The sequence below is a fragment of the Romboutsia sp. Marseille-P6047 genome (assembly GCF_900604535.1).
In the GTDB taxonomy this organism is placed as follows: domain Bacteria; phylum Bacillota; class Clostridia; order Peptostreptococcales; family Peptostreptococcaceae; genus Romboutsia_E.
Genome location: NZ_UWOT01000001.1, coordinates 301,279 through 326,129 on the forward strand (window position 1 = coordinate 301,279; position 24,851 = coordinate 326,129).

Here is a 24,851-nt window from a genome sequence, read left to right on the forward strand (position 1 = left end):
AAATTTTATAAAATATTCACTCTAATTATACATAAAAATAATCCTAAAATCAAACAGTATATAAATTATTTTGACAACTCTTTAAGTAAATCAAAATAACCAGGGAAAGATATATTTATGCATAATTCGTTATCTAATTTAACATTTCCATCACTTATTAAGTTTGCTATAGAGAAAGCCATAGCTATTCTATGATCTTTAAATGTTTCAATATGAGCGCCTTTTAACTTTGATTTTCCCTTGATTATCATTCCATCTTCTAATTCTTCTATATCTGCACCCATATTTTTTAAATTATCTACCATTGCTTTTATTCTGTTACTTTCTTTTACTTTTAATTCATGAGCATCTTTTATTATTGTTGTTCCTTCACATTGAGTTGCAAGAACTGCAATTACTGGTATCTCATCTATAAGCCTTGGTATAATTTCTCTATCAATAGTTGTTGCTTGAAGTTCTTTAGTGTATTTTACAAGTAAATCTCCAACAACTTCTCCACCAACAAATCTTTTATTTAGAATTTCTATATTACCATTCATTTTTTTTACTACATCTAGTATTCCAGTTCTAGTCTCATTTAATCCAACATTTTTTATAAGAACTTCTGAACCTTCACTAATTAAAGCTCCAACTATTATAAATGCCGCTGAAGAAATATCTCCAGGAACATATATATCTTGGTTAAATAATTCATCTACTGGATTTATTTTTATTTTCAAATCATCAACACTTATATTTGCTCCAAAAGATTTAAGCATTATTTCTGTGTGGTTTCTAGATTTCACTTTTTCATGTATTATACTCTCTCCATCAGCATAAAGACTAGCAAGTATTAAAGCAGATTTTACTTGAGCTGATGCTACTGGCATATGATAATCTATTGCTTTTAAATTTCCTCCATGTATAGTTATTGGAGTATAATTTGCATCATCTTTTCCTTGAATTGTACATCCCATCTGTTTAAGAGGGTCTGTAACTCTTTTCATAGGTCTTTTGCCTATTGATTCATCACCAATTAAAGTTGATTCAAAATTATTTCCTGCTAAAATTCCCATCATAAGTCTTATAGTTGTTCCAGAGTTTCCAACATCTAAAATATCATTAGGCTTTTTTAAATCTTTTAAACCATTACCTTTTACAAAAACGTCTTTTCCTTGTATATCAATATCTACACCCATTTTTCTAAAACATGAAATGGTACTTAAACAATCTTGCCCCATTAAGAAGTTACTAATTTTATTATTCCCTTTTGATATAGATGAAAACATTATTGCTCTATGTGATATTGACTTATCCCCTATAAGTTCAAAACTTCCTCTAAGCATTCTTTGACTCCTTTATTATACCTAGTATTTTTTCTTCTGATATAGTGTTTATTACTTCTACCTCACCTAAACCTACTGGTAAAACTAAATTTATTTTTGAAAAACTATTTTTCTTATCACTCTTCATTATATTAAGTACTTCTTCTTCATCTGCGTTTTCAAAATTCATTGGTAAAGAGTATTTTTCGCATACTTCTAAGAATTTATTACAGTATTCTTCTTTTATGAAACCTTCTCTTAAAGCCATTTTAAATGCCATATTCATACCTATACTTACAGCTTCTCCATGACTTATATGACATAACTTTTCAACTCCATGACCAAAGGTATGACCAAAGTTTAATATTTTTCTAAATCCGCCTTCTTTTTCATCTGCCTCAACAACCTTTGCTTTTATAGAAGCACATTTTTTTACTATGTAATATAATTTATCACTTTCTCTATTTATTATAGATTCACTATTTCCTATTAAATAATCTATAAATTCATAGTCATATATAATGCTATATTTTATAACTTCGCTCATTCCACTTAAGAACTCATCTTCAGATAAGGTTTTTAATGAATCAACATTTATATATGTAAATTTGGGTTGATAAAAAGTACCAACTATATTTTTAAAATTCCCTATATTTATCCCAGTTTTTCCACCTATAGATGAATCTACTTGAGCTAGTAAGCTTGTTGGTACTTGGATAACATCAATACCCCTCATATAAGTTGATGCTACATAACCTGCTAAATCGCCTACAACACCTCCACCTAAAGCAATAATTACTGACTTTCTAGATAAATTTATTCTTACACAATACTCTATTATTTTTTCATATGTATCAAGAGATTTAGAATCTTCTCCTGGTGATACTATATATTCATATACAATTCTTGCATTAATATGTTTTATAAATTCATGGCCTTGAGAATTATATACATTACTATCACTTATTATTAAAACTAAGTCATAATTACCTTGTTTTTTTAAATTTTCTTCAAAATTTTTATAACTGTTATCGATTATTATATTACAAACTTTATTATCTATCTTTTCCATCCTCTATCACCTAACCTTTTTATATATGAATCATAATTTGCTCTTAAATCTTGTAAGTTGTCTCCTCCAATTTTATCTAAGAAGTATTTACAAATTACAAAAGCTACTACATTTTCACAAACAACACTACATGCTGGAACTGCACAATTATCAGATCTTTCTATACTAGCTTTATAACTTTCTAGTGTATTCATATTTATAGAGTTAAGTGGTTTATATAAAGTTGGTATGGGCTTCATTGCACATCTTATAACGACCTCTTCTCCTGTTGTCATTCCACCTTCTATTCCACCTAATCTATTAGTACTTCTCTTTATACCATCTTCTTTATTGTATTTTATTTCATCCATAACTTGTGATCCATAGCTATTTGCCACGTCAAATCCAATACCAATTTCGACACCCTTAATTGCCTGTGTTCCCATTAGGTGCATAGCTAATTCACCATCTATTTTTTTATCAAAATGAGTATAAGAACCAAGACCTGGTATTAAGTTTTTAACTCTTACTTCTACTACACCACCAATAGTGTCACCATTTAACTTTACTTTTTCTATTTCATCTATCATCTTCTTTTCAATTTCACTATTTACACATCTAACTTGGCTTTTATCTACATTTTCTTTTATATAATCAAACTCATATATATTGTTATCTCTTACGCTTCCTATTTGAACTACATGAGATATAAAATCTATATCAAAGTTTTTTAGTATTTGCTTACATATTGCTCCTACTGCAACTCTACTTGCCGTTTCTCTAGCACTAGATCTTTCAAGTACGTTCCTAGCATCATCAAAGTCATACTTTAATGCTCCAGCTAAATCAGCATGTCCAGGTCTTACGTTATTAACCTTTTTACTTTCTAAATCTACATCATCCATAGGATTCATATACTTAACCCAGTTTTCATAATCCTTATTTTTAACTTCAATAGATATAGGACCTCCAAGAGTTTTTTTACCTCTTACTCCCCCCAATATATTTATTTTATCTTGTTCAATTAACATTCTACCACCACGACCATATCCTGATTGTCGCTTCTTTAATTCCTTATTAATTTCATCTATATTTAATTCTATATTTGATGGAACTCCATCTAGTATAGATATTAAACTTTGACCATGTGACTCTCCACTAGTTAGGTATCTTAACATAATATCATTCCTTTCTATATATGTAGCAAAAGGGCTTATCTCAAAATAAATATTTATTTTGGGATAACCCCTTCTATCATTTTATTTTAATACTATAAATTATAGTCCTTTATCTTATTTCTTTCACGTATTTTTCTAAATTTATATCTAAGTTTTTTGTAAATTCTAAATTTTCTTCAACTTTACATTCATCAGTTTCATTTACATATATATTTTGAGTAAGTTTTGTGTTTATACATTTAAAGAAAAAGTCCATAATTATCTGTCCACCCTTAAACTGTGTATCATACCCAGAGGCTCCTCCTACTGCAATATACATACCCACACGTTTTTTATATCTATCTATAGATGGCTTTTTTAGTATGTATTTACTTGCATAAAGCGCTTGTGTTCTATCTACTAATGTTTTTAATTTAGCACTTACACTATCAAAGTAAACTGGGCTTATAACAATAGTTCCTTTACTTTTATTAAACATTTCATACATCGGAGTCATTTCATCTTTTATTCTGCAATAACCTGTTTTTTCACAGAACCCACATGCATTACAATATTCTATTTCCATATCGTATATGTTAAATGTTTTATAACTTATATTGTTTTCTATTAATTTACTTTCTATTTTTTTTGAAATAAAATAACAATTCTTATTTTTTCTTGGACTTGCATTTATTATTAAAATCTCTACATTCTCCAATATCCTATCCCCTATCTATTTTTAAGCATTACAATCATTATATCATCGTCAAAGCTATCTGTAGATGCAAATTCTCTTAGATCATGTTTAAGGTTTTCAATCATCTTTTGCTGATCTAGATTATAATTTTCTTGTAAAAACTTTTCTAATCTTCCTATCCCGTACTCTTCTTTTTCTTTATTTTTTATTTCTAAAACACCATCAGTATACATGCAAATCATCGGAGAATTATTTGCATCAAAAATATTAGTTTCATATTCTGAATCTTCTAGTATTCCAAGCGGTATCCCTTTTATGCAATTTAAGTTGATTTTAATACTTCCATCATTATTTACCATTATAGGACTATAATGACCTGCATTTGATATAGCTATTTTATTATTTTTAGTATTAAATACACTTATTAAGCAAGTTGTAAATACACCCATTTTGTCAAACTCATCATATAACATTTTATTTAAATTAGTCATTATTTCTCCAGGTGTTTTATACTGATTACAAAGGACTTTAAATGCACCTTTTATCATAGCAACTACATAGTTAGATACTATACCATGACCCATAACATCTGCTACTATATAAACTATATTCTCATCATCAACCTTAGTTGCGTAGTAAAAGTCTCCTCCTACAACTCTTGCTGGTCTATGATAGTAATATAATTCTTTTTCATCATTACACTCCATCATACTTTTATCCATTATAAGTTTTTGCTGTTTATTTAAAATATTAAGCTCGTTAGCTAATAATTTATGCTTAACATCAACAAGGTTGTACTCATATAGTTTCATTCCAACTGCCACTTGATTTGCTAATATACTAAGTATATTTAAATCATCATCCGTATATCCATCTCCATTTGCACAAACTATACAACCTATTTGCTTATTCTTATCAAATAATTTATAGTAAATATAATTATCTATATTTACATTATTTACAATACAACAACTTGCATTATTGCAGTATCCTCCACGATTTTCCTTAGCTAGAATTTCTCCTATAGAAGAATACACCTCTGTTGTAGTCTTTCTTCTTTTTTCCATATTATATGAACTAAAAATCTTATTATTATAACTATCTTCATCTATAATAATTAGCGCTTCCTTACTATTAGTAATATCACAAGCTTGCTCGCTTAAGTGATCTAAGAACTTATTTATATCTTTGTTATGATAAAAATTTTTAGTTGCTTCATTTATAGAACTTATTGCACTTCTTAACTTATTAACCAATCTTTGAATATTGTTATTCTTAGTTGTTATTTCAATAGATAAAGCCATAAGAGATGCTACAGAAGATATAAAATCTATATCATAGTCAGATATAGTGTCTTCTTCATTTAAGAAACATGTCATGAATCCTACTACTATATCATTTACTATAAGTGGAAATATGATTCTACCAACATATCCTTCAACCCTTGCCATCTCTCTTTCATCTTCAGCTCTTTCATCTTCAAATACATTTTCTATATATATTACTTTTTTCTCTTTTACCGATTCATGTATATACTTAGGATATGTTGAGAATTCAATCTTAACTCCTATAGGTTCACCAATAGGAAAGAACCCCGGTATCTTTTCTAAGGTTTGTGAACATACTAAATAAGCATGCTTATAATTATTTTTATAAAATAAATTAACACATGCTTTAGCTGGATGAACTACTTCTAACATTTTTTCTATTATTTTATCTTTTATACTAAAGAAATCTGATGATTCAGCTACCATAGATGAAATCTGAACCAAGTTTCTCATTTTATTGATGTCTTTACTCATCCTCGTCCTCCCCATACAAGTATTTATTCTATTTAATATTACTACATATGTGTTTTATAGTAAATAGAAAAACCGCCAAAAAGCTAAGGACAAGTATATAGTTAAAACCACTTAAAACTCCCATTATTAGTAAACTTATAAGCACATTTATACCTGATTTTCCTCTCTCATCAAGTAAATTTACAGATGTTACTTCTATACTATTTTTTATATTTTCAATTTGTTCTTTCACTTGTATTTCTAAGTTTCTCTTATAAACTATATAAGCAAGTTCTAATAATAAAACTTCTATTCCTAAAATAATTTTTATATTAAAAGCAAATATTAAAATAAATAATCCAAATATAAATTTTAATCCTTTAAAAAATATGCTATCTATTTTTAATGTTATATTTTGAATATCCTTACATTCATCTCTTAATTGATACTCTGATGATGGTAGATTTTTTATCTTTGTTTTTACGACTTCTGAATAAAATAACTTTATAATTCCATTTATCATAAATTTTACCTTCTTTCTCTACTATTACCTATATATTTTTACAATTATAATATTTTTTATACTTGTCAATAATAAAAAAGAAGGATTTTATTTATATTTCTAAAAAAGGAGTGTTTCCATCATGGAAATTGTAAACTTAGACCTAGAAACTAGAAGCAAAATTTATAGCTATACTAAAAAAGTATTAAGAAAGTATCAAAAAGGTATTATAACAGGTAAGTTAACTGCAGATAAATTTGCAGAAAATATTTTATCAGATGGATCAATAAATGACATATTAGATGAGAAGTATACTCACGAGCCAGAATTTAAGGACTCATACATAGACTATATAAATACACTTATAACAATACAAAATGATAACATCTCTAAAGGTAAGAAGAAAAAATATAAAAATGAACCTAAGACAAAACCTAATATACCACAAAAGATAAAACTTAAAAATTTATTAGAATCTACTGGATTTACTTTAACCATACCAATGGAATATTTAAATTCTAATGACTTAGACAATATAATAAAATACATACAAACTGGTTCTATTGACTTAGGTAACGAAAAAATTTATAACTATGTTAATACAAGTAATACTCATTAACATAAAAAAGAATTGTATAAATTATAAAAATTAATTTACACAATTCTTTTTTTATGTTTATAAATTGTATTTCTTATCCTAAAGCTTTTTCTAATTTTGAAAGATGTTGTATTGGGTAGTACTTTAATAACTCTCTAAATTGTTCTACTGATAACCCTTCTGTTGTAGTATAGATTTTTATTTTCCCATCTACATCAGCATTAATAAAATTAGTTTTTATTTCTTCAAAGTTTACTGTACTCATAATAACACTACTCCTTATGTAAATTTATATCTTTTTTTATTTTGTCCATTGATATTATTTTTATTACATACCTTTATTAATAAATAAAATAAGCCCTATGAAATTATAGGGCTTCTATTATATTTATTTTTTATTTTATTATTGTTGTTGTTGTCCTGACATTTGTTTTTCTGCCATTTCAACTAATTTTTTAGTCATGTATCCACCTACATAACCATTTTCTCTAGCTGTAAGGTTTCCTTTGTCAACTTGTTGGTAGTTAGCCATTCCAAGTTCGTTAGCTATTTCTAATTTCATTTGATTTAAAGCTGCTTTAGCTCCTGGTACCACTGTTTTGTTATTATTATTGTTGCTTGCCATTGTTGATTACCTCTTTCCTTAATAATTTTGTTGCTTGGTAGTATTATATGGAGCTTATATTTTTTAATGCAGGTAAATTATGACATATTCTAACAATTAATACCAGCTAAATATCCTGTCGAGAAAGCTATTTGAAGATTAAATCCACCTGTATAAGCATCTACATCTATAACTTCTCCAGCAAAGAATAAACCTTGAACTAATTTAGATTCCATTGTGCTTGAATTTATTTCGCTTACCTTTATTCCTCCAGAAGTAACAATAGCTTCTTCAATAGGTCTATATCTTTTTACTGTTAATGTAAAATTCTTCAATAAATTAACTAATTTTTTTCTTTGTTCTCTTGAAACTTGATGTACTATTGTATCTTTTGGTATTCCACTTTGTTCAATTATTATTGGTATTAACTTCTTTGGAAGTAAATCATTTAAAGAATTTTCAAATCTTTTATTTGTGTACTTTTGAAAATCCTTTTGAACTCTTTTATCAAGTTTATCTTCATCTAATGCAGGTTTTAAATCAACTACAATCTTATAGTTATCCTTTGTTGTATCTTTCATCCTACAACTTGCAGATTTTATTATAGGTCCATCTATTCCATATTTAGTGAATTCCATTTCTCCAAAATCATCATATATCTTCTTATTCTTGCTATTTAAAACAGTTATAGAAACATTTCTAAGTGATAGTTTATCTAAATCTTGAACGAACTTTTCTTGAACCTCCATACCTATTAGGGATGGTTTTGTATCTATTATTGTATGACCTACAGATTTTGCAAATTTATATCCATCTCCCGTAGATCCTGTTAATGGATAACTAAGTCCACCAGTTGCTATTATTATAGAATCACACTTTATTTCTTTTTTATTGCTTAAAACAACACCTTCTACTTTATTATCTTTAACTAAAATCTTACTAACCTGAGCATTTAGCTCTAATTTTACTTTTTTATTATTTAATTGCTTTTCTAAAGCATCTACAACATCTCGAGCTTTATCACTTTCTGGAAAAACCCTTTTTCCTCTTTCTACTCTAGTACTAACACCTAGCCTATTAAACATATCTATTACATCATCATTAGTATATGTATAAAACGCACTATATAAAAACTTACCATTTGTAGGCACATTTTCTATTAACTCTTCAATGTCAGCTGCATTTGTTATATTACATCTTCCTTTTCCTGTTATTAATAATTTTCTTCCAACTCTATGTTGCTTTTCAAGCAAAATAACATCCATTCCTCTATCCGCTGCTGTAGCAGCTGCCATCATACCAGCTGCTCCTGCTCCTATAACTACTACTTTTTTCAAAAAATCACCTTCTATATCTTTCTGTCTTAATTTTCTTTTAGTTATCTAAATTTAAAACCTTAAACAAAGCAGGAACTCCTGCTACTGCATAAAATACAACTATTGAGTATCTAATATAATTTGTTACCATATCAAAACTATCTATATTTGAAACATCAAAATAATTAGGTATAATACCTACTGTATACTTTAATATTATATAAACTATACCTAAAGAAATTATACCAACTAAAAATCTCTTTATATTTATAATTAATGAACTTTCATTTTTTCTATTTTTACTAAAGTTTATATATCCTTTACTTTTTCTGTCTGTACTAAAGTTTATAAATATATCTTCTACTATGTAACCAAGTACAAAGCCTGTTAAAATTCCAAAATACTCTATGTACGACTCACCGTTTAAAAAATATCCTACTACTGAAAGCATAACTAAAAGTAATAGTAGTATCCAGTATTTTTTATTTTCATCTACGTAATCAAATATCTTTATTAAAACTATACTAAAAAATATTCCAAATATCCATCCAAAAGCTACATCTATAGGCCAATGAACAGCTAAATACAATCTAGATATCCCTACAGCTAAAATCATAATGATTCCAAGTATATACATCCAATTATTTTTTGCCAAAATCATAAAACTAGTCCAAAAACTAGTAGCTGTTTGTGTATGACCACTTGGGAAAGAATATCCTGTAGCAGTTGATACTCTCAAAGATTCTAGTCCGTCTGTCCCTATTGGTCTAGGAGCTCTTACATATTCTTTTATTCCAGTATTTACAACAAAGTTTCCAATTAAAGAAAATAATATCCTTTGTCCAAACTTCTTATTTATACACCAATACATTAGTGCCGAAAATAATACTATAATAGGTACCTCTGTACTAATTGTAAGAATTAAAAATAAAGCATTTAAAAGTGGTGACCTTATACTTTGTAAGTACATTAATATTTCTAACTGAATGCCCATATTTGCTTTCCTCCTAATAATTTCTACTTATTGCAATTATACATAATTTCATCAAATAAATACATCTTTATTTAATTGCATAATCTTATTTTAAGCTTTTATTATTAAATTATATAAAAAAGATAAAAATATAATTCCTTATAATAAAAAAAGCTATATATATTGATATACTCATATCAACTATATAGCTTTTAATTTATATCTCTAAAATTTTCTCTTTTTTAATTCTTTTTACAATCATAAGTCCTAATATTCCAACTAATATAACGTATATTAGATGTAAACTATACTTGTAATAATAAGTAGAAGTTAAATATTTCATCCCCATATTATTTAACCATGTTCCAAGTACAAATAAAAGTGGTATTTGAATACCTATGGCACTTATATATGTATTTACTTTCGATGATACCAAAATAGCTATCATACATGTTATAAATGCAATAATATAATTTAAAATTACTGATAAAATTATATATTGTCCAAAAGTCATATCATACCAAGATGCCATATCACTTATAGCTGAGTTTATACTACAATCCCAGAACATATATGTATTATTTGATTTATAAACTATAAATAATATACCTAGCTGTACTGTTGCTATTATAAATGATGATATTATACTTGCTATTATTTTCTTTTTAAAAAGTTTTCGTCCTATATTTGAACTATATTGAAGATAATTAACTTTATTTTTATTATCATTTATGAAAATTGAAATTATCATAATAGGCACACAAATTAATATAAGTAATGTTATACCAAATATTAAACTATGATAATTACCAAGTATTCTAAAGTTTAAAGGAGAATAAGATGTATCACTATTAATAAGCTCTTCATGTCTTTGTTTTTGTGATGAACTTTCATCCATACCTCCTAGACCTACCCAAAAATCTTTATCATCATATCTTTCAATTACATAATCTAATTCTTGTAACTCCCAAAATAAATAATTATTTTCTTCAAAAAATAAATCTTCTTGTAATTTATCCAAATTTTTTCTAGCATTAGAATCAAGAGTCTTATTTTCTTCTCTATTTAAATATTCATCATAAGTAGAAAGTCCTGAATTTATAAATTCATCTTTAGTTAATAAGTATTGTGTTGCTTTCTCTACTCTTTTTTCTCTATAATTTTTTAAATCTTTAAATTCTTCTTCATCCATTGATATTCCATATTTATTTAACATATATACACTAATATCATAAATATATTTATCTGATCCATTTGGAAAATACTCTATATTAAAACTTATAAATAATATCCATATTATAGCTGTGATTAAGGATATAATAACTATATTTATAGGTCTAAAAATTTTTTTTATTTCATTGTTAATTAAATTCATAATCTCTCCCTTTAGCTTATGTCTTCTTTTTTAAATCTTTTAATAGTAAATATTGACCCTATAACTATTAATAAAATATTAGTTATTAATGTAATCACTTCATAATTTTTCATTGTAAGTGGTCCCATATACATAAACCACATATGAGGATTTAATATTAATTGAAATATATTATATTGAGAATATATCAAAATTATAGAACTCTTGCTTAATATTTGAGGTATTATTAAGCTTATTCCAAATAATATAAAATATAAAAATCACTAAATAACTATTTTTTATTAGGGTACAAATTATAAAAGCAATTGTACAGAATATAAGTGCACAAATAAGTATTATTAAACAACTTAAAACTAATCGTTCTATGAAAGTATGATTTAATAAACTTATATATGGTAGTTTATATTCCCAATTAAATGCTGTACTTATAGGTATATTCCAAATTTGACTATAATCAAATGTAGTAAAATAAGATAGTAAAGTTCCTCCTAAGATAATGCAACTTACTAATAATGAGAAAATCATACAAACAACTAACTTGTCTTTAATATTTTTTCTACCTCTTTTGGTTGAATAAGCTAATAAATTGGTTTTACTATCAAATTCAAAATTTACTAAATAAGCTGTTATAAGTACTACCAAAATCATTATTTCATATATACATTTCGATAAAGTTTCTCTAAATAATAAACTATGCATTCTATATGTACTTCCTAAGAAAAATAGATGTTTATGTTCATTAGTTGACTTTATTTCTTCAAATCTATCTGATAGATTCTGATAGTTTTTTCTTGCCATAGTAGCTGCTTGTCCACTAAGTCCATACCCTTGTATTTCTGATTCACCTATTTCTTTTATATTTAACTCTTCATAAGACTTAATTAAATCAATACTAGCATTTGAGTATATTTCTAATAAGCTAACTTCATTAAAAAATTCCAACTCTTCACTAGTAAATACTCCACCATCATAATTATTTGTATAGTATTCTTCGCTTATAATAAATTCGCTTATGCTGTTATAATTCTTATTTACTTTTTCTTTTGTTATTTTGTTAACTTCTTTTAAGCTCTCTTTATATTTATTTTTCATATTACTTATCATTTCATCATTTATCTCAGGTCCAAGTTCTAAAATAATTTTATTAATTATTTTTATATCTTCTTTGAAATATGATGAACTCAATATATTAACTATATTAAACAAAAGAAAAACTATAGTTAAACCAATAATCACGGGTGAGGATATTATCTTTTTAAATTCATGTATCTTTATATCCATAAGCTATACTCCCACAAAATCATCTTTATATTCATATAAAAATACATCTTCTAAATTTGGATAAACTAAATCCCAATTTTTATTACAAGACTCTTCACATATAAATCTTACTTTAACTTTTTTATGTTCTTGTTTTTCTGATAGTAATAAATATTTTCTTCTAAAATCATTTATATCTTTATTTTCTATTTCTGTTTCAAATACTTTTCCATGTAGTTTTTCACAAATATTATCTATAGTATCTTTATAAAGTAATTCTTTATCTTTAATCATTACTATTTCATTTGATATAAATTCAATATCTGAAACTATATGAGTAGATACTATTATTATTCTATTTCTTGATAATTCACTAAGTAAATTTCTAAATCTTGCTCGTTCTTTTGGGTCTAGTCCTGCTGTTGGTTCATCTAAAATTAATATTTTAGGATCATTTAAAAGAGCTTGAGCTATACCTACTCTTTGTATCATACCACCTGAAAATTTCTTCATTTTTTTATCTGCCACATCTTCAAGAGCTACTAACTTTAATAATTGTTTTATTTTTTCCTTAGCAACTGATTTTTCTATTCCTTTTAATGCTGCTAAATACATCAAGAATTTATTTGGTGAGTAATTTTTGTAATAACCAAAATCTTGAGGTAAATATCCTAATATATCTCTATATCTTTCATCCATAGCTACTATATTCTCTCCTTTATAAAGAATTTCACCTTCACTTGGGAAAATTAAAGTTGCTATCATTTTTATTAAAGTAGTCTTTCCTGCTCCATTTGGTGCAAGAAGTCCATATACTCCATTTTCAAATTCCATATTTATATTATCTAGAGCTGTAAAATCTTTATATCTCTTCGTTACATTTTTTATTGTTAACATGAGTTTCCTCCATAGTTTATTAAGTATATATTTAATTGCAATTAAATTTGTATCATATATTTATTCGTATTAAGTTTTAAAATAGTTTTATTTTTATAAATTTATTTTTATTTTTCTATATCGTATTACTGTCATATGTCTTGTTGTATCTTGATAAAATTTTTATATTTTTTATATAAACCCACATTGATGCTATAGTTACCAGTAAATAAACTACACTTGGTATAGTTTCTAAAAACACAAAATATATATCTTCACTTAATATAAGTAAAGTAGCATTAGATATTATCCAGCTTATTACAACTATATATTTAACTAGTACATTTTTCACTTTCACTATTGAATATAAAAGAATAGCTGAGAATAAAAATATTGATGTTATACCAATCATCATTCCTTTTAATAAATTTATTTGATTATACAAACCTAAAATAAATACACTACTTAAAAGCATTGATATTACACTAAAAACTATCATTCTAAGTGCTGATACTTGGTGTATATTATATTTACAAATCATCTCAATATCAAAAGTGTTATTTTCTATTACATTAACAAATGAAAATATATTTGTTAATAAATAATAAAGTGGCGAAATTATAAATATAAAAGTATAAATACGCTCTTGTGATATAAAGTAATTGTGTCTAATAGACACTACTCCATAAGCTAAAATTGAAACTAATAATATTCCTATAAAAGTTAACTCTGTAAAATCATGAAATAAATTTTTAAATCCTATTTTTTGATACATATTTTTTACATATGAATAAAAAGATTCTTTTTTCTCTAATCCCTCATCTAAAATAAAGCTAATTTCTTTTCTTATTTCTAAGTTATTTGGCATATCTATATCAAACTTATCCATACTAACCTCCTAAACTTCATTAAATTCGTTCTTAATCTTTTTTATAATTGAATAGTATTTAGTCTTAACAGTTGATTCACTCACATCTAATATTTTTGATATTTCTAAAAAAGTAAATTCCATAAAAATCTTCAATCTAAAAATTTCTTGATGCTCACCACTTAACTTATTTACTATATTTTGTATCTTTTTTAAATCTTCTTTATGCTCTAAATTAATTGTAAAATTACTCTTATCTTCTACTTCTTTTTCATCTATATCGTCCAACATAGTTGAATACTTATAATTTTTTGACCTAAAATAATCAACTACCTTATTAGTAGCAATCCTATAAATCCATGTCCTAAAAGATGCTTTATTTTCATCAAAACTATGCAAACTCTTAAGCATACTTATAAAAATTTCTTGTGTTAAATCCATAGATAATTCTTTATCACTTGTCTGTTTGTAGACATAAATATAAATTTCTTTATAATAATTAGAAATTAGTTCATCTGCAGCCTTCCTGCTATTTCGTTTTCTTATCTTCTTAATAAGTCTTAAATCCTTATCCATTTTCCACCCTCATCTATTTTCTTCTAGTTATATATTCGTAAATAAAGTACTAAAAGTTTTAATTACATAAAAAAATGATCTATAAATAGATCACTTTAACTGACATCTGACTATATCAGCTTTTATATTCAAATTTATTTTCTCGGTTTTAACTTAATATAAACTTATTATAATAAAAAAGCCACTTAAGATAAATATCTTAAATGACTTTTCCTAGATAAAATTTATATAATAACCTTATTCTTCAACATCTTCTACTATACCTATATATGGTAAGTTTCTATATTTTTCAGCATAATCTATACCATATCCAACTATGAATTTATCTTCTATAACAAATCCAACATAGTCAACATGTATATTAGCTTTTCTTCTTTGTGGTTTATCTAATAAAGTACATAACTTTAAAGATTTTGGATTTCTTGTTTTTAAAGCTGCAACTAAGTTGCTTAAAGTTAATCCTGAATCTATTATATCTTCAACGATTAGTACATTTCTTCCTTCTATATCAACATCTAAGTCTTTTAATATCTTAACTGTTCCAGAAGATTCAGTTGAGTTACCATAACTTGATACACTCATAAAATCCATATTTACATCTAAATCTATATTTCTAATTAGGTCCGCTACAAAAACGCTAGCACCCTTAAGTATTCCTACTACTAATAGATCTTCACCTTGAAAATCTTTTTCTATTTTCTTTGCTATTTCATATACTTTCGCTTTTATTTCTTCTTCAGATAACATTACTCCAGTAACTTTGAACATATTGCCCTCCTGATTATTTCCGTATGTTTTACTTTATCAGTATATCATAAAACTGTATTTTTTTGAATATTTTTATTCATTTTTATTTTATAATTCGTATTTTTATTTTATTTATTAAAGATTGCCTTAAAATCTTGGCTTAAATTTTTTATTTGTATTATACTCTATGTATACACATAATAATTATATATATATTATGTCCACTTATGACTATTTAGGAGGAAATTTAATGAGTGTAAATCATGGAGCAAACTTATATGATTTATCTAGCAAATACGGTTTTTCAAAAGAAGAATTTATGGACTTTAGCTCTAATATAAATCCTTTTGGTACATCAACTCTTGCTAAAGAATTTATTATAAATAATATTGATATAGTATCAATGTACCCAGATCCAAATTATAAAAATTTAAAAAAATCTATTTCTAGTTATTGTAATTGTCTACAAAACAATATAGTTTTAGGAAGTGGTGCTACAGAGCTTATATCTTCATTTATAAAAACTATAAATCCTAAAAGTGCATTATTATTATCACCAGCTTATTCAGAATATGAAAATGAACTATCTAAAATAAACTGTGATATTACGAAGTACTTTGCTAGATATGAAAAAGACTTTAAAATAAATGTTTTTGAGTTAATTGATAATATAAAAGAAAATAACTACGATTTAGTGATAGTATGTAATCCTAACAATCCTACTGGATTTACTTTCTCTTGTGATGAGATTAAGCAAATTTTAAGTTCTACATCATCTTTTGTAATGATTGATGAAACTTATGTAGAGTTTACAGATACTAGTGTATTTTCTTGTACTAAGTTAGTAGATACATATAAAAACTTATTTGTAATAAGAGGTACATCTAAATTCTTTTCTACTCCAGGTTTAAGACTTGGTTATGGACTTATTGGTAATGAAGATGTTAAAAACAGTATAAATTCACACTTAGATTTATGGAATGTAAATATAGTGGCTTCTTCTATGGGTGAAATTATGTTTAAAGATAAAAACTTTATAGACCATTGTAGTGATATTATTCTTAGAGAAAGAGATTTTTTAATTAATGAATTAAGTAAGATAATTGATTTGCATGTATATGAAAGTAATGGTAACTTTATTTTATGTAAAATAAAATCAAAATCTATTACTGCTAAAATTTTAAGAGAAAAACTTATCTCTAAGAAAATTATAATTAGAGATTGTGCTTCTTTTGATGGGTTAGATGAGTATTTCTTTAGGGTGTGTATTTTAAAACCTGATGAAAATAAACTTTTACTTAAATCTATTAAAGAAGTTTTTAATGCATAATAAAAATGTATCAACTATAAAAGTAGTTGATACATTTTTTAATTTTATCTTAATTTATCTTTTACTCATCATCTTTTATTTCAAAATCAACATTTTCTATTATATTTGGATCTTTAGTTCCTTTTATCATAGATTTATATTTTTCTATTTCTTCACTAATAATTCCAAGACTCCAAAGTAAAACAAGTGCGTCATCAGCAAGTCCAAATGCCCCTAAAAATATCTCTGGAATAAAGTCAATCGCTGATACAAAGTATAAAACCGTCACAGCAATAGAAAAAACAACCTTAAGTTTGCTAATTATACTAACTCTATTATCAGTCATAAAATCTGGTATTTTAAAAATATTAACTATAAAAAGTAATCCAAATTTAGAATTTTTAAATCTTACTAAAATCTTTTTTAATTTATCTAGCAATAAATTTAATATATATGCTAATTTTTCCATTTTCTACTCCTATAATATATAATTTAACTTTTATTATACATTATAAAGTATCTTATATAAATACTATCCAATATCATTTAATAAACTTGATGATTTCTTATCTTTTACTAAAGAGCCAACTATTGCTCCTCCTATTGCTGGAAGTATCCAGTTAAATCCTAGTGAAGCTAGTGGTAGTTTTGTCATAAATGGAGCTATGCCCCATAATCCATTTGCTACACTTAATAAACTAACTACTAATGTAGTATACGCTGCAAATTTAAATATATTATCATTTCTAACTCTTGAAAATGATAATGATAATAATACTAATGCCATAAGCACTGGATAAACTATTTCAAGTATTGGTGCTGAGAATTTTATTATTGTTCCAACTCCAAAGTTTGATACAATTGCACTAAATACACAGACTGCAATAACTATAGTTTCATATTTTAATTTTCCTTTTGTAACATTTGAGAAATACTCTCCAGTAGCTGAAGTTAAACCTATAGATGTTGTTAAACAAGCTAAAGATACTATTACACATAATAATATTTTTCCTGGGTTACCAAGTAAAGCTGAAGTTATTTCAACCATTAATAGTGCTTGTGGTGTTTCTACATCAAACTTAGTCGATAGTGTTGCACCTAAATAAGTAAGTCCACCATATATAACTGCTAGTGCTACTGCCGCAACTAATCCTGACTTTATAGTTAATTTTACTTTTTCATCTGCTCTATTATATCCTTTGCTTGTTATTGCATTTATTATTACTCCTGCAAAAACTCCTGCTGCTAATGCATCCATTGTTAAATAACCTTGAGAAACTCCCTCTGCAAATAAGTTATTACTTATCATAACATCTGGGCTTATTTCTCCAATAGGATTTATTATTCCAAGTACTATTAAAGTTATAAGAGATAATATTAATAATGGCGTTAAAACTTTTCCTACTATATCAACAACCTTAGATGGTCTTATTGTAAGTAATAATGTTAAACCAAAGAATGCTATAGAAGCTATTATTGGTGCTATATTTCCTGATGAATTTAACATTGGTTGTATACCCATTTCATATGTAGTTGCTGCTGTTCTTGGTATAGCTAAAAGTGGACCTATACATAAAACTGCTGATGCACCTATTATAGCAGCTAGTCCCTTGCCACCTCTGTTTAATACACTTTCTAATTTTCCAGTTCCTTTTACTACAGCTAGCAATACTAGTAAAGCTAATCCTACATCAGCTAGCACAAATCCACCAAGTGAAGTTAGCCAACTTTCACCTGATACAAGCCCTAAATATGGAGGGAATAATAAATTTCCTGCTCCGAAAAACATAGAGAATAGGGCAAATCCTACTACTAGCGTGTCTACGCTTTTTTTCATATACTTAACCTCCCCTTTTTAATTTTCAAAATATTTAATAAATTTAAAGTATATATAATTATACATTCATAAGTAATTTAAGTCAACTTTTTCCAAATTATAGAAATCATTTTTTTCTTGTGATAATATTACATACCCATTTATATATATATTAAATTGTAATTTTTTAATTTATTAGTATATAATTTATATAATAGAAATAAAATTTATAATATTTTTATTGTAGGAGGTTTTATGATAATCTTTGCTCATCGAGGTTATAGCGGTCGCTATCCTGAAAATACAATTTTATCCTTTCAAGAAGCTTTAAAACTATCTATTTATGGAATTGAATTCGATGTTCATAAATCTAAAGATGGTAAATTAGTAGTTATTCACGATGAAGACGTTAAGCGTACTTTTAAAGGTAAAGGCTTAATTAAAGATTATAATTTAGAAGATTTAAAAAGCTTCAAATGTAAACAGCTTAAATATAGAAATAATGAACTTTGCAAAGTCCCTACCTTAGAAGAAGTTTTCGAACTTATAAAAAACACTAATTGTATTTTAAATATAGAAGCAAAAACTAATGTGTTTAACTATCATTTAGAAGAAGATGTACTTAAATTAATTCAAGAATATAATCTAGAAAATAGAGTTTTAATCTCAAGTTTTAATCATAAATGTATAAAAGATTTTCAAAATCTTAACTCTAAAATAAAATATGGAGCTCTTTATTTAAACAAGAAAGACTATTATCCAGAAAATAACGTAGTTGATCATGCAAAAAAGTTAAATGTTTATAGCATTCACATAAGTAGAAAACTAGCTTCAAAAGAAATAGTTGAATTAGCACATAAAAATAATTTAAAAGTCTTTGTGTATACAATAAATTTTCCTTGTTTAATGAAGAAAATGATTAAACTCAATGTAGATGGTATATTTACAAATTATCCTATTTTAATGAAAAAAGTATTAGATAAAAATAAAGTTGACAATATCAATAATTAGGAGTACATTATTTAATAAATAATTTAGCTATCAGTATATTGGATACTTATTTTGTTTAAATTATTTATAAATATAATAAGTTTTAAAGATTATCGGAGGATATATAACTATGAACGTATTAGAAGTTTTTGTAGAAAATTTATGTGGTAACTTTAATAATGATGAACAAATAAGAAATCAAGAAGAAAACGGAAATATAACACATCCAAAAGCAAAACATATCAATGGGGTTTGTAATAGCAAAATAAAAAACTTACCAAAAGATTTTAATGGCTACTTCGTAATAGAAGAAAGTTATTATAATCAAGGTGGTAGACAAAACATACTTCCTCATTTATTCTTATTCACATTAAATGAAGATAATAAAGTTGTACTAGAATCCTATGAATTGCCTAACAATGTATCAAAAGAGGATTTTAGAAATGACAATGAAAATCTAATAATGGACTATAATGAGCTTGTAAAATCAGAAAAGTTTAATCCAATGATATATAACGAAGATAATGGAGTATTTACTGGAGAAAGTACTAGTATGTTTTCACCAGTAACAAAATTTATATTAAAAGAAAAAATAGAAAACAACACTTTATACGTAAGCGAGATTTTCTATAAAAACAACAAAAAGACCTTCGGCTTCGAAGATCCTATCATATATAAAAAGGTTAATTAATATTCGGATTGTTCAGGATGAATTAGTGCAGGAGGATATATGAATTTTAAGTCATTTGCAGTATCTTTTCAACTGCATGACTTAAAATCATATACCTCCAAGCTAATTCATCCGTCTATCCGAATATTATTAGCATGTTGCTCCTCCTACTAAATGAAGGTCTGCGTTTAATATTTCTTCTTTTCTTTCTAGTATGTTTCCGCTTAGTATTTCATCTTCTATTTTTTCAAATCCTATTCTGTCTATCATATCTCCAAATCTTTCACCTGTTTTACCTTGTTCTCTGTATAGTAATATGGTTTTTTCTAGGATTTCTTTTACTTCTTCTATTGAATATATTCCTTTTATTGGAGTTCCTGGTCTTGAAAGTTTCCCCCATTTTCCTCCCAGTATTACTTTTAAACCTTCTTTTCCACCTTCTATTGCATCAAAATGACATTTATCTATGCATAAACCGCAGTTGTTACATTTATCTTTGTCTATAATTAGTTTTCCATCGACTACTTTCGCAGCTCCTATTTTACAAGAAGCTTCTACTGCACATTTTTTGCATCCTGAGCACATGTCTTCATCGTACTTAGGTACATGTTGACCTATCAGTCCAAAATCATTTAAACTTGGTTTTATACAGTTATTTGGACATCCACCTATTCCTATTTTAAATTTATGTGGTAGTTTTACATCATAATACCTATTATAAAATTGTTCATGTAATTCTGTTCCTAACTTTTGTGTATCATAAAGTCCAAATGTACAGACAGTACCTTTGCATGGTACTACTGGTCTTACTCTTGATCCTGTTCCCCCTGATTTAAGACCATCTTTTGCCAAATGCTCTTTTACATTTTCTATATTTTCAAATTCTATGCCAGGTACTTCTAATGTTAATCTAGTCGTAAGTGATACATTTCCATTTCCATATTTTCTTGCTACATCACATACATTTTGTAATTGGTCTACATTTAAAGCTCCATTTTCAGTTACTACTCTACAAGAAAAATGTACTCCATCATTGTTTGATAAAAATCCCTGGCTCTTTACTGCTTTTCTTTGTTCTGCACTTATTTTTGGTTTAATTGCCATTTTATAAATCCCCCATTTCTTTGTTTAGTGATAATCCACCTTCTAATATACTTAAGTTTTTATATCCGTAATATTCCATTCTGTTGTAAGTTAAATATGCTCTTTTCCCTCTTTGGCATACTAATAATATTTTGTCATCATATTCAAGTCCATCTACCTTACCATCTATATCAGTTAAATTTACATACATAGCATCTTCTATACTTGGAGCTTTGTTTACATCAACAACTTTATAACTATCTTGATTTTCTATAAAATCTTCAAATTTTATTATATTTACACTTTCATAAATCTTGTTTAATAAAACATTAGCAACATGACCTACTGGAGATATTGCTGTTGAGAATGGTGGTGCGTATGCTAAGTCTAAATCTTGTAAATCACTTACCTTAGCTTTAAAGTGAATAGCTGTTGCAATTGTATCTATTTGCTTATCTACACTACCTTTTCCAAATACTTGAGCTCCAAGTACCTGTTCAGTATTTTTATCAGCTATTAATTTTATAAATAATAATCCTGCACCTGGATAATAGTGAGCTTTATCATCTAGTGGAACTATTACACTTTCAACATTATGACCTAAAGCTATTGCATCTTTTTCAGTAAGGCCAGTTCTTGCTGCACTTATATCTAATATTTTAACAATTGAAGTTCCAAGTACTCCTTTAAATCTACTTTCTTTTCCTACTATAGTCCTTGCTACGCATCTACCTTCTTTATTAGCTGATGATCCCATTGGTGACCAAGTACTTTCATTAGTTATTATATTTTTTACACATGCACAATCACCTACTGCAAATATATCCTCATCATCTGTTTGCATGTTATAGTTTACACTTATAGTTTCATTTTTTTCTAAGCTTAATCCACAATCTTTAGCTATTTTTGAATTAGGTCTTATCCCTACACTCATTACTACTAAATCAGCTTTCATAACTCTTTTATCTGTTTTAATTTTACTTACTCTTTTTTCTCCTATTATAGAAGTTACTTTTTCATCTGTAAGTACCATAATTCCTTCATCTATTAATCTTTCTTGTATGTATGATGATACCTCTTTATCAAAACCTGGAGGTATGTTTTCATTGGCATCTATTATAGTAGTTTTAATATTATTTTCAAAAAGGTTTTCTGCTATTTCAAGACCTATAAATCCACCACCAACGACTACTGCTCTTTTTATATCTTCTTTTTCTATAATACTTCTTAAGTTAATTGCATCTTCTGGAGTTCTTACATAATAAATTCCTTCTAAATCTATCCCCTCCAAATTAGGCTTTATTGGACTTGCTCCAGTTGCTATAACTAATTTGTCATATGAAAATTCCTTTTCTTCATTTGTTATAATATTTTTTGTATTAACAGTTTTTTTATCTCTATTTATTTTTAGAGCTTGTGTATTTGTAATAACCTTTACTTGGGTAAGTTTTTCGAAAGTTTGCGGAGTATTAACTATAAGACTTTCTTTATTTTCTATTACTCCACCTACATAATATGGAAGGCCACATCCTGCATATGATATATCTTTTCCGTTTGTAATAATAGTTACATTAAAATCTCTATTTTCTCTTTTTAATTTTGCAGCAGTTTTAGTACCAGCTGCAACACCACCTATAACTAAAATATCCATTTTTATCACCCTTTTAGATTTTTTTAATCATTATTTACTTTAATTGTAGTTAGGTTTTTATATAATGTAAAATTATAAATATTTATTGATTTATAAATTCTTCTTATATACAATTTTCTTATAGGGGGAAGTGGTATGATTGATTTTAGATTAAAAACATTTATAGATTTATGTGATACTAAAAGCTATACAAAAACAGCTAAAAACTTGTCTATAACTCAACCAGCAGTTAGTCAACATATAAAGTATTTAGAGGAAAAATATAATTTAAAACTTTTTAACTATATTAGTAAGAAACTTAGTTTAACAGAAGAAGGATATGATTTTTTATGCTCTATTCAAAAACTCCAAACAATGTCTACTAATATAGAACACCATTTGAAAGATTATCAAAGTAAAAGCAAGTCCTTAGTTTTTGGTGCAACTCGAACTATTGGAGAGTTTTATTTAACTCCCTATTTAAAGAAATATCTTAAGTTATATCCAAATAATAATATTTCTATGATTGTAAACAATACAAAGTATTTACTTCACAGCTTGAATAAAGGTAGTATAGATTTTGCAATAATTGACGGTCATTTTAATAAATCTGATTATAATACTTACCCTATTAGTAAGGAGAATTTAGTTGTAGTTGCTTCTCCTTTAAATAAATTATCTTATAAAAAATCAATTACATTTGAAGACTTATGTAACGAGACATTAATTTTAAGAGAAAAAGGTTCTGGAAGTAGAGAAATTTTTACAATGTATCTTTATGAAAACAACTATTCTTATAGAAACTTTAATCATGTTATTGAAATTGGAAATATAAGTGTAATTAAAGAATTAGTTAAAGACAACCTAGGCATTTCCATAATGTATGAAAAAGCCGCAAAAAAAGAAATTGAAAGAAATGAATTAATAATATTAGATATAAATAATATGTCTTTATCTCATGAATTTAATTTTATCTTTTTAAAAGAGTCTATATTTACTAATGATTATACTAATTTTTATAACTTTCTAATGAGTACTTAGTTTAATTATTGTGTAAATGAAATATCCATACTTATAAAATTAATTGATTTTATAAGTATGGATATTTATATGTCTACTCTATATTTAATTAACTTGCTTTGCTTCTACTGATAAAGTATATTTTTTACCTAAGCTGGTAAGGTTTTCTATATCTTCACTTGATGGACCTTCATTACAGATTATGCTTTGCTCAACTAAGATTCCTCCACACTTTTTAACTCTTTCTTCCCAATCTTGCATCCATTCACCATCGCCCCATCCGTATGAACCAAATAATATAATCTTTTTACCGCTTATATCATTTGATATACTTTCCATAAATGGTTCCATTTCTGTTTCTTCTAACTCTTCATTTCCCATAGATGAGCATCCTAAAAATAATATATCTGCTTCCTTTACATCATCTAAACTAGCATTTTCAACTGAAAGTAGCTTAACATTTTCGCTACCCTTACTTCCATCGTAAATTGACTTAGCCATTAATTCTGTATTACCTGTTCCACTCCAGTATATTATATTTACTCTATTACTCATATCTTGCCCTCCTTTTTATTAATGATAATCATTATCATCTTAATTTTATAATAGCTATTTATCTTCTCTACGTCAAGTATTTTTTGATATTTA

General features: G+C 26.3%; 26 protein-coding genes. 5 read left to right on the plus strand and 21 right to left on the minus strand.

The window, feature by feature from the left end:
• Window positions 1-65 precede the first annotated feature (65 nt).
• From aroA to EIH23_RS01490, 6 genes are all read right to left on the minus strand, one after another.
• A complete protein-coding gene (gene aroA / locus EIH23_RS01465; protein WP_122638431.1) occupies window positions 66-1,325 on the minus strand; it encodes a 3-phosphoshikimate 1-carboxyvinyltransferase in 1,260 nt (419 codons plus the stop codon).
• Window positions 1,318-2,376 (minus strand): 3-dehydroquinate synthase, encoded by a 1,059-nt coding sequence (aroB, locus tag EIH23_RS01470; RefSeq protein ID WP_122638432.1) that lies wholly within the window; start codon window positions 2,374-2,376, stop codon window positions 1,318-1,320. The genes aroA and aroB overlap by 8 nt, the downstream gene beginning before the upstream one ends.
• The gene (aroC, locus tag EIH23_RS01475) at window positions 2,364-3,533 is read right to left on the minus strand and encodes a chorismate synthase (protein ID WP_122638433.1); all 1,170 of its coding nucleotides are present in this window, start codon (window positions 3,531-3,533) and stop codon (window positions 2,364-2,366) included. The genes aroB and aroC overlap by 13 nt, the downstream gene beginning before the upstream one ends.
• A gap of 109 nt (window positions 3,534-3,642) precedes the next feature.
• On the minus strand, window positions 3,643-4,230 hold the full coding sequence (locus EIH23_RS01480) for a flavodoxin family protein (protein WP_243113292.1): 588 nt from the start codon (window positions 4,228-4,230) through the stop codon (window positions 3,643-3,645).
• Between the two features lie 11 nt (window positions 4,231-4,241).
• Window positions 4,242-6,011 (minus strand): GAF domain-containing SpoIIE family protein phosphatase, encoded by a 1,770-nt coding sequence (locus EIH23_RS01485; protein ID WP_122638435.1) that lies wholly within the window; start codon window positions 6,009-6,011, stop codon window positions 4,242-4,244.
• 28 nt (window positions 6,012-6,039) lie between these two features.
• Window positions 6,040-6,513, minus strand: a complete 474-nt coding sequence (locus tag EIH23_RS01490) for a hypothetical protein (protein ID WP_122638436.1) — start codon at window positions 6,511-6,513, stop codon at window positions 6,040-6,042.
• Between the two features lie 121 nt (window positions 6,514-6,634).
• On the opposite strand from EIH23_RS01490, the gene EIH23_RS01495 reads away from it, so the two are divergent.
• A complete protein-coding gene (locus EIH23_RS01495; RefSeq protein WP_122638437.1) occupies window positions 6,635-7,111 on the plus strand; it encodes a hypothetical protein in 477 nt (158 codons plus the stop codon).
• Window positions 7,112-7,184: 73 nt separating this feature from the next.
• Here the strand turns inward: EIH23_RS01495 and EIH23_RS01500 are convergent, their stop codons facing one another.
• The 10 genes from EIH23_RS01500 to hpt all read right to left on the minus strand — a co-directional run bounded on the left by EIH23_RS01500 (window position 7,185) and on the right by hpt (window position 15,706).
• Window positions 7,185-7,355 carry a hypothetical protein gene (locus EIH23_RS01500; RefSeq protein ID WP_122638438.1) on the minus strand — a complete coding sequence of 57 codons (171 nt, stop codon included), beginning with the start codon at window positions 7,353-7,355 and terminating at the stop codon, window positions 7,185-7,187.
• Window positions 7,356-7,493: 138 nt separating this feature from the next.
• Window positions 7,494-7,715: an alpha/beta-type small acid-soluble spore protein gene (locus tag EIH23_RS01505; RefSeq protein WP_122638439.1), complete on the minus strand. Its 222-nt coding sequence runs from the start codon at window positions 7,713-7,715 to the stop codon at window positions 7,494-7,496.
• Window positions 7,716-7,804: 89 nt separating this feature from the next.
• On the minus strand, window positions 7,805-9,031 hold the full coding sequence (locus EIH23_RS01510; RefSeq protein ID WP_122638440.1) for an NAD(P)/FAD-dependent oxidoreductase: 1,227 nt from the start codon (window positions 9,029-9,031) through the stop codon (window positions 7,805-7,807).
• Between the two features lie 37 nt (window positions 9,032-9,068).
• On the minus strand, window positions 9,069-10,004 hold the full coding sequence (locus EIH23_RS01515; protein ID WP_122638441.1) for a phosphatase PAP2 family protein: 936 nt from the start codon (window positions 10,002-10,004) through the stop codon (window positions 9,069-9,071).
• Between the two features lie 196 nt (window positions 10,005-10,200).
• Entirely contained in the window at window positions 10,201-11,358 is a 1,158-nt protein-coding gene (locus tag EIH23_RS01520; RefSeq protein ID WP_122638442.1) for a hypothetical protein, read from the minus strand.
• Window positions 11,359-11,529: 171 nt separating this feature from the next.
• A complete protein-coding gene (locus tag EIH23_RS01525) occupies window positions 11,530-12,639 on the minus strand; it encodes a hypothetical protein (RefSeq protein WP_122638444.1) in 1,110 nt (369 codons plus the stop codon).
• 3 nt (window positions 12,640-12,642) lie between these two features.
• Window positions 12,643-13,515: an ABC transporter ATP-binding protein gene (locus tag EIH23_RS01530; RefSeq protein WP_122638445.1), complete on the minus strand. Its 873-nt coding sequence runs from the start codon at window positions 13,513-13,515 to the stop codon at window positions 12,643-12,645.
• A 115-nt stretch (window positions 13,516-13,630) separates the two neighbouring features.
• The gene (locus EIH23_RS01535; RefSeq protein WP_122638446.1) at window positions 13,631-14,383 is read right to left on the minus strand and encodes a hypothetical protein; all 753 of its coding nucleotides are present in this window, start codon (window positions 14,381-14,383) and stop codon (window positions 13,631-13,633) included.
• A gap of 9 nt (window positions 14,384-14,392) precedes the next feature.
• The gene (locus EIH23_RS01540; RefSeq protein WP_122638447.1) at window positions 14,393-14,938 is read right to left on the minus strand and encodes an RNA polymerase sigma factor; all 546 of its coding nucleotides are present in this window, start codon (window positions 14,936-14,938) and stop codon (window positions 14,393-14,395) included.
• Between the two features lie 237 nt (window positions 14,939-15,175).
• A complete protein-coding gene (hpt, locus tag EIH23_RS01545) occupies window positions 15,176-15,706 on the minus strand; it encodes a hypoxanthine phosphoribosyltransferase (protein WP_122638448.1) in 531 nt (176 codons plus the stop codon).
• A 229-nt stretch (window positions 15,707-15,935) separates the two neighbouring features.
• Here hpt and EIH23_RS01550 point away from each other — a divergent pair, with 229 nt between their 5' ends.
• A complete protein-coding gene (locus EIH23_RS01550; protein WP_122638449.1) occupies window positions 15,936-17,015 on the plus strand; it encodes a pyridoxal phosphate-dependent aminotransferase in 1,080 nt (359 codons plus the stop codon).
• Between the two features lie 61 nt (window positions 17,016-17,076).
• Here the strand turns inward: EIH23_RS01550 and EIH23_RS01555 are convergent, their stop codons facing one another.
• Together EIH23_RS01555 and brnQ are read right to left on the minus strand one after the other, a co-directional pair.
• Complete coding sequence (locus tag EIH23_RS01555) at window positions 17,077-17,463, minus strand: YkvA family protein (protein WP_122638450.1); 387 nt, start codon at window positions 17,461-17,463, stop codon at window positions 17,077-17,079.
• Between the two features lie 63 nt (window positions 17,464-17,526).
• Window positions 17,527-18,831: a branched-chain amino acid transport system II carrier protein gene (brnQ, locus tag EIH23_RS01560; protein ID WP_122638451.1), complete on the minus strand. Its 1,305-nt coding sequence runs from the start codon at window positions 18,829-18,831 to the stop codon at window positions 17,527-17,529.
• A gap of 234 nt (window positions 18,832-19,065) precedes the next feature.
• Between brnQ and EIH23_RS01565 the strand changes: the two genes are divergently transcribed.
• A complete protein-coding gene (locus EIH23_RS01565; RefSeq protein ID WP_122638452.1) occupies window positions 19,066-19,821 on the plus strand; it encodes a glycerophosphodiester phosphodiesterase in 756 nt (251 codons plus the stop codon).
• Between the two features lie 109 nt (window positions 19,822-19,930).
• Window positions 19,931-20,491: a hypothetical protein gene (locus EIH23_RS01570; RefSeq protein WP_122638453.1), complete on the plus strand. Its 561-nt coding sequence runs from the start codon at window positions 19,931-19,933 to the stop codon at window positions 20,489-20,491.
• A gap of 129 nt (window positions 20,492-20,620) precedes the next feature.
• On the opposite strand, the gene EIH23_RS01575 is transcribed toward EIH23_RS01570, so the two are convergent.
• Complete coding sequence (locus EIH23_RS01575) at window positions 20,621-21,574, minus strand: 4Fe-4S binding protein (RefSeq protein ID WP_122638454.1); 954 nt, start codon at window positions 21,572-21,574, stop codon at window positions 20,621-20,623.
• A 1-nt stretch (window position 21,575) separates the two neighbouring features.
• Entirely contained in the window at window positions 21,576-23,204 is a 1,629-nt protein-coding gene (locus tag EIH23_RS01580; RefSeq protein ID WP_122638455.1) for an FAD-dependent oxidoreductase, read from the minus strand.
• A 135-nt stretch (window positions 23,205-23,339) separates the two neighbouring features.
• Between EIH23_RS01580 and EIH23_RS01585 the strand changes: the two genes are divergently transcribed.
• Window positions 23,340-24,224, plus strand: a complete 885-nt coding sequence (locus EIH23_RS01585) for a LysR family transcriptional regulator (protein WP_122638456.1) — start codon at window positions 23,340-23,342, stop codon at window positions 24,222-24,224.
• Window positions 24,225-24,308: 84 nt separating this feature from the next.
• Here EIH23_RS01585 and EIH23_RS01590 read toward each other — a convergent pair whose 3' ends face one another.
• Complete coding sequence (locus EIH23_RS01590; RefSeq protein WP_122638457.1) at window positions 24,309-24,758, minus strand: flavodoxin; 450 nt, start codon at window positions 24,756-24,758, stop codon at window positions 24,309-24,311.
• Between the last annotated feature and the right edge of the window lie 93 nt (window positions 24,759-24,851).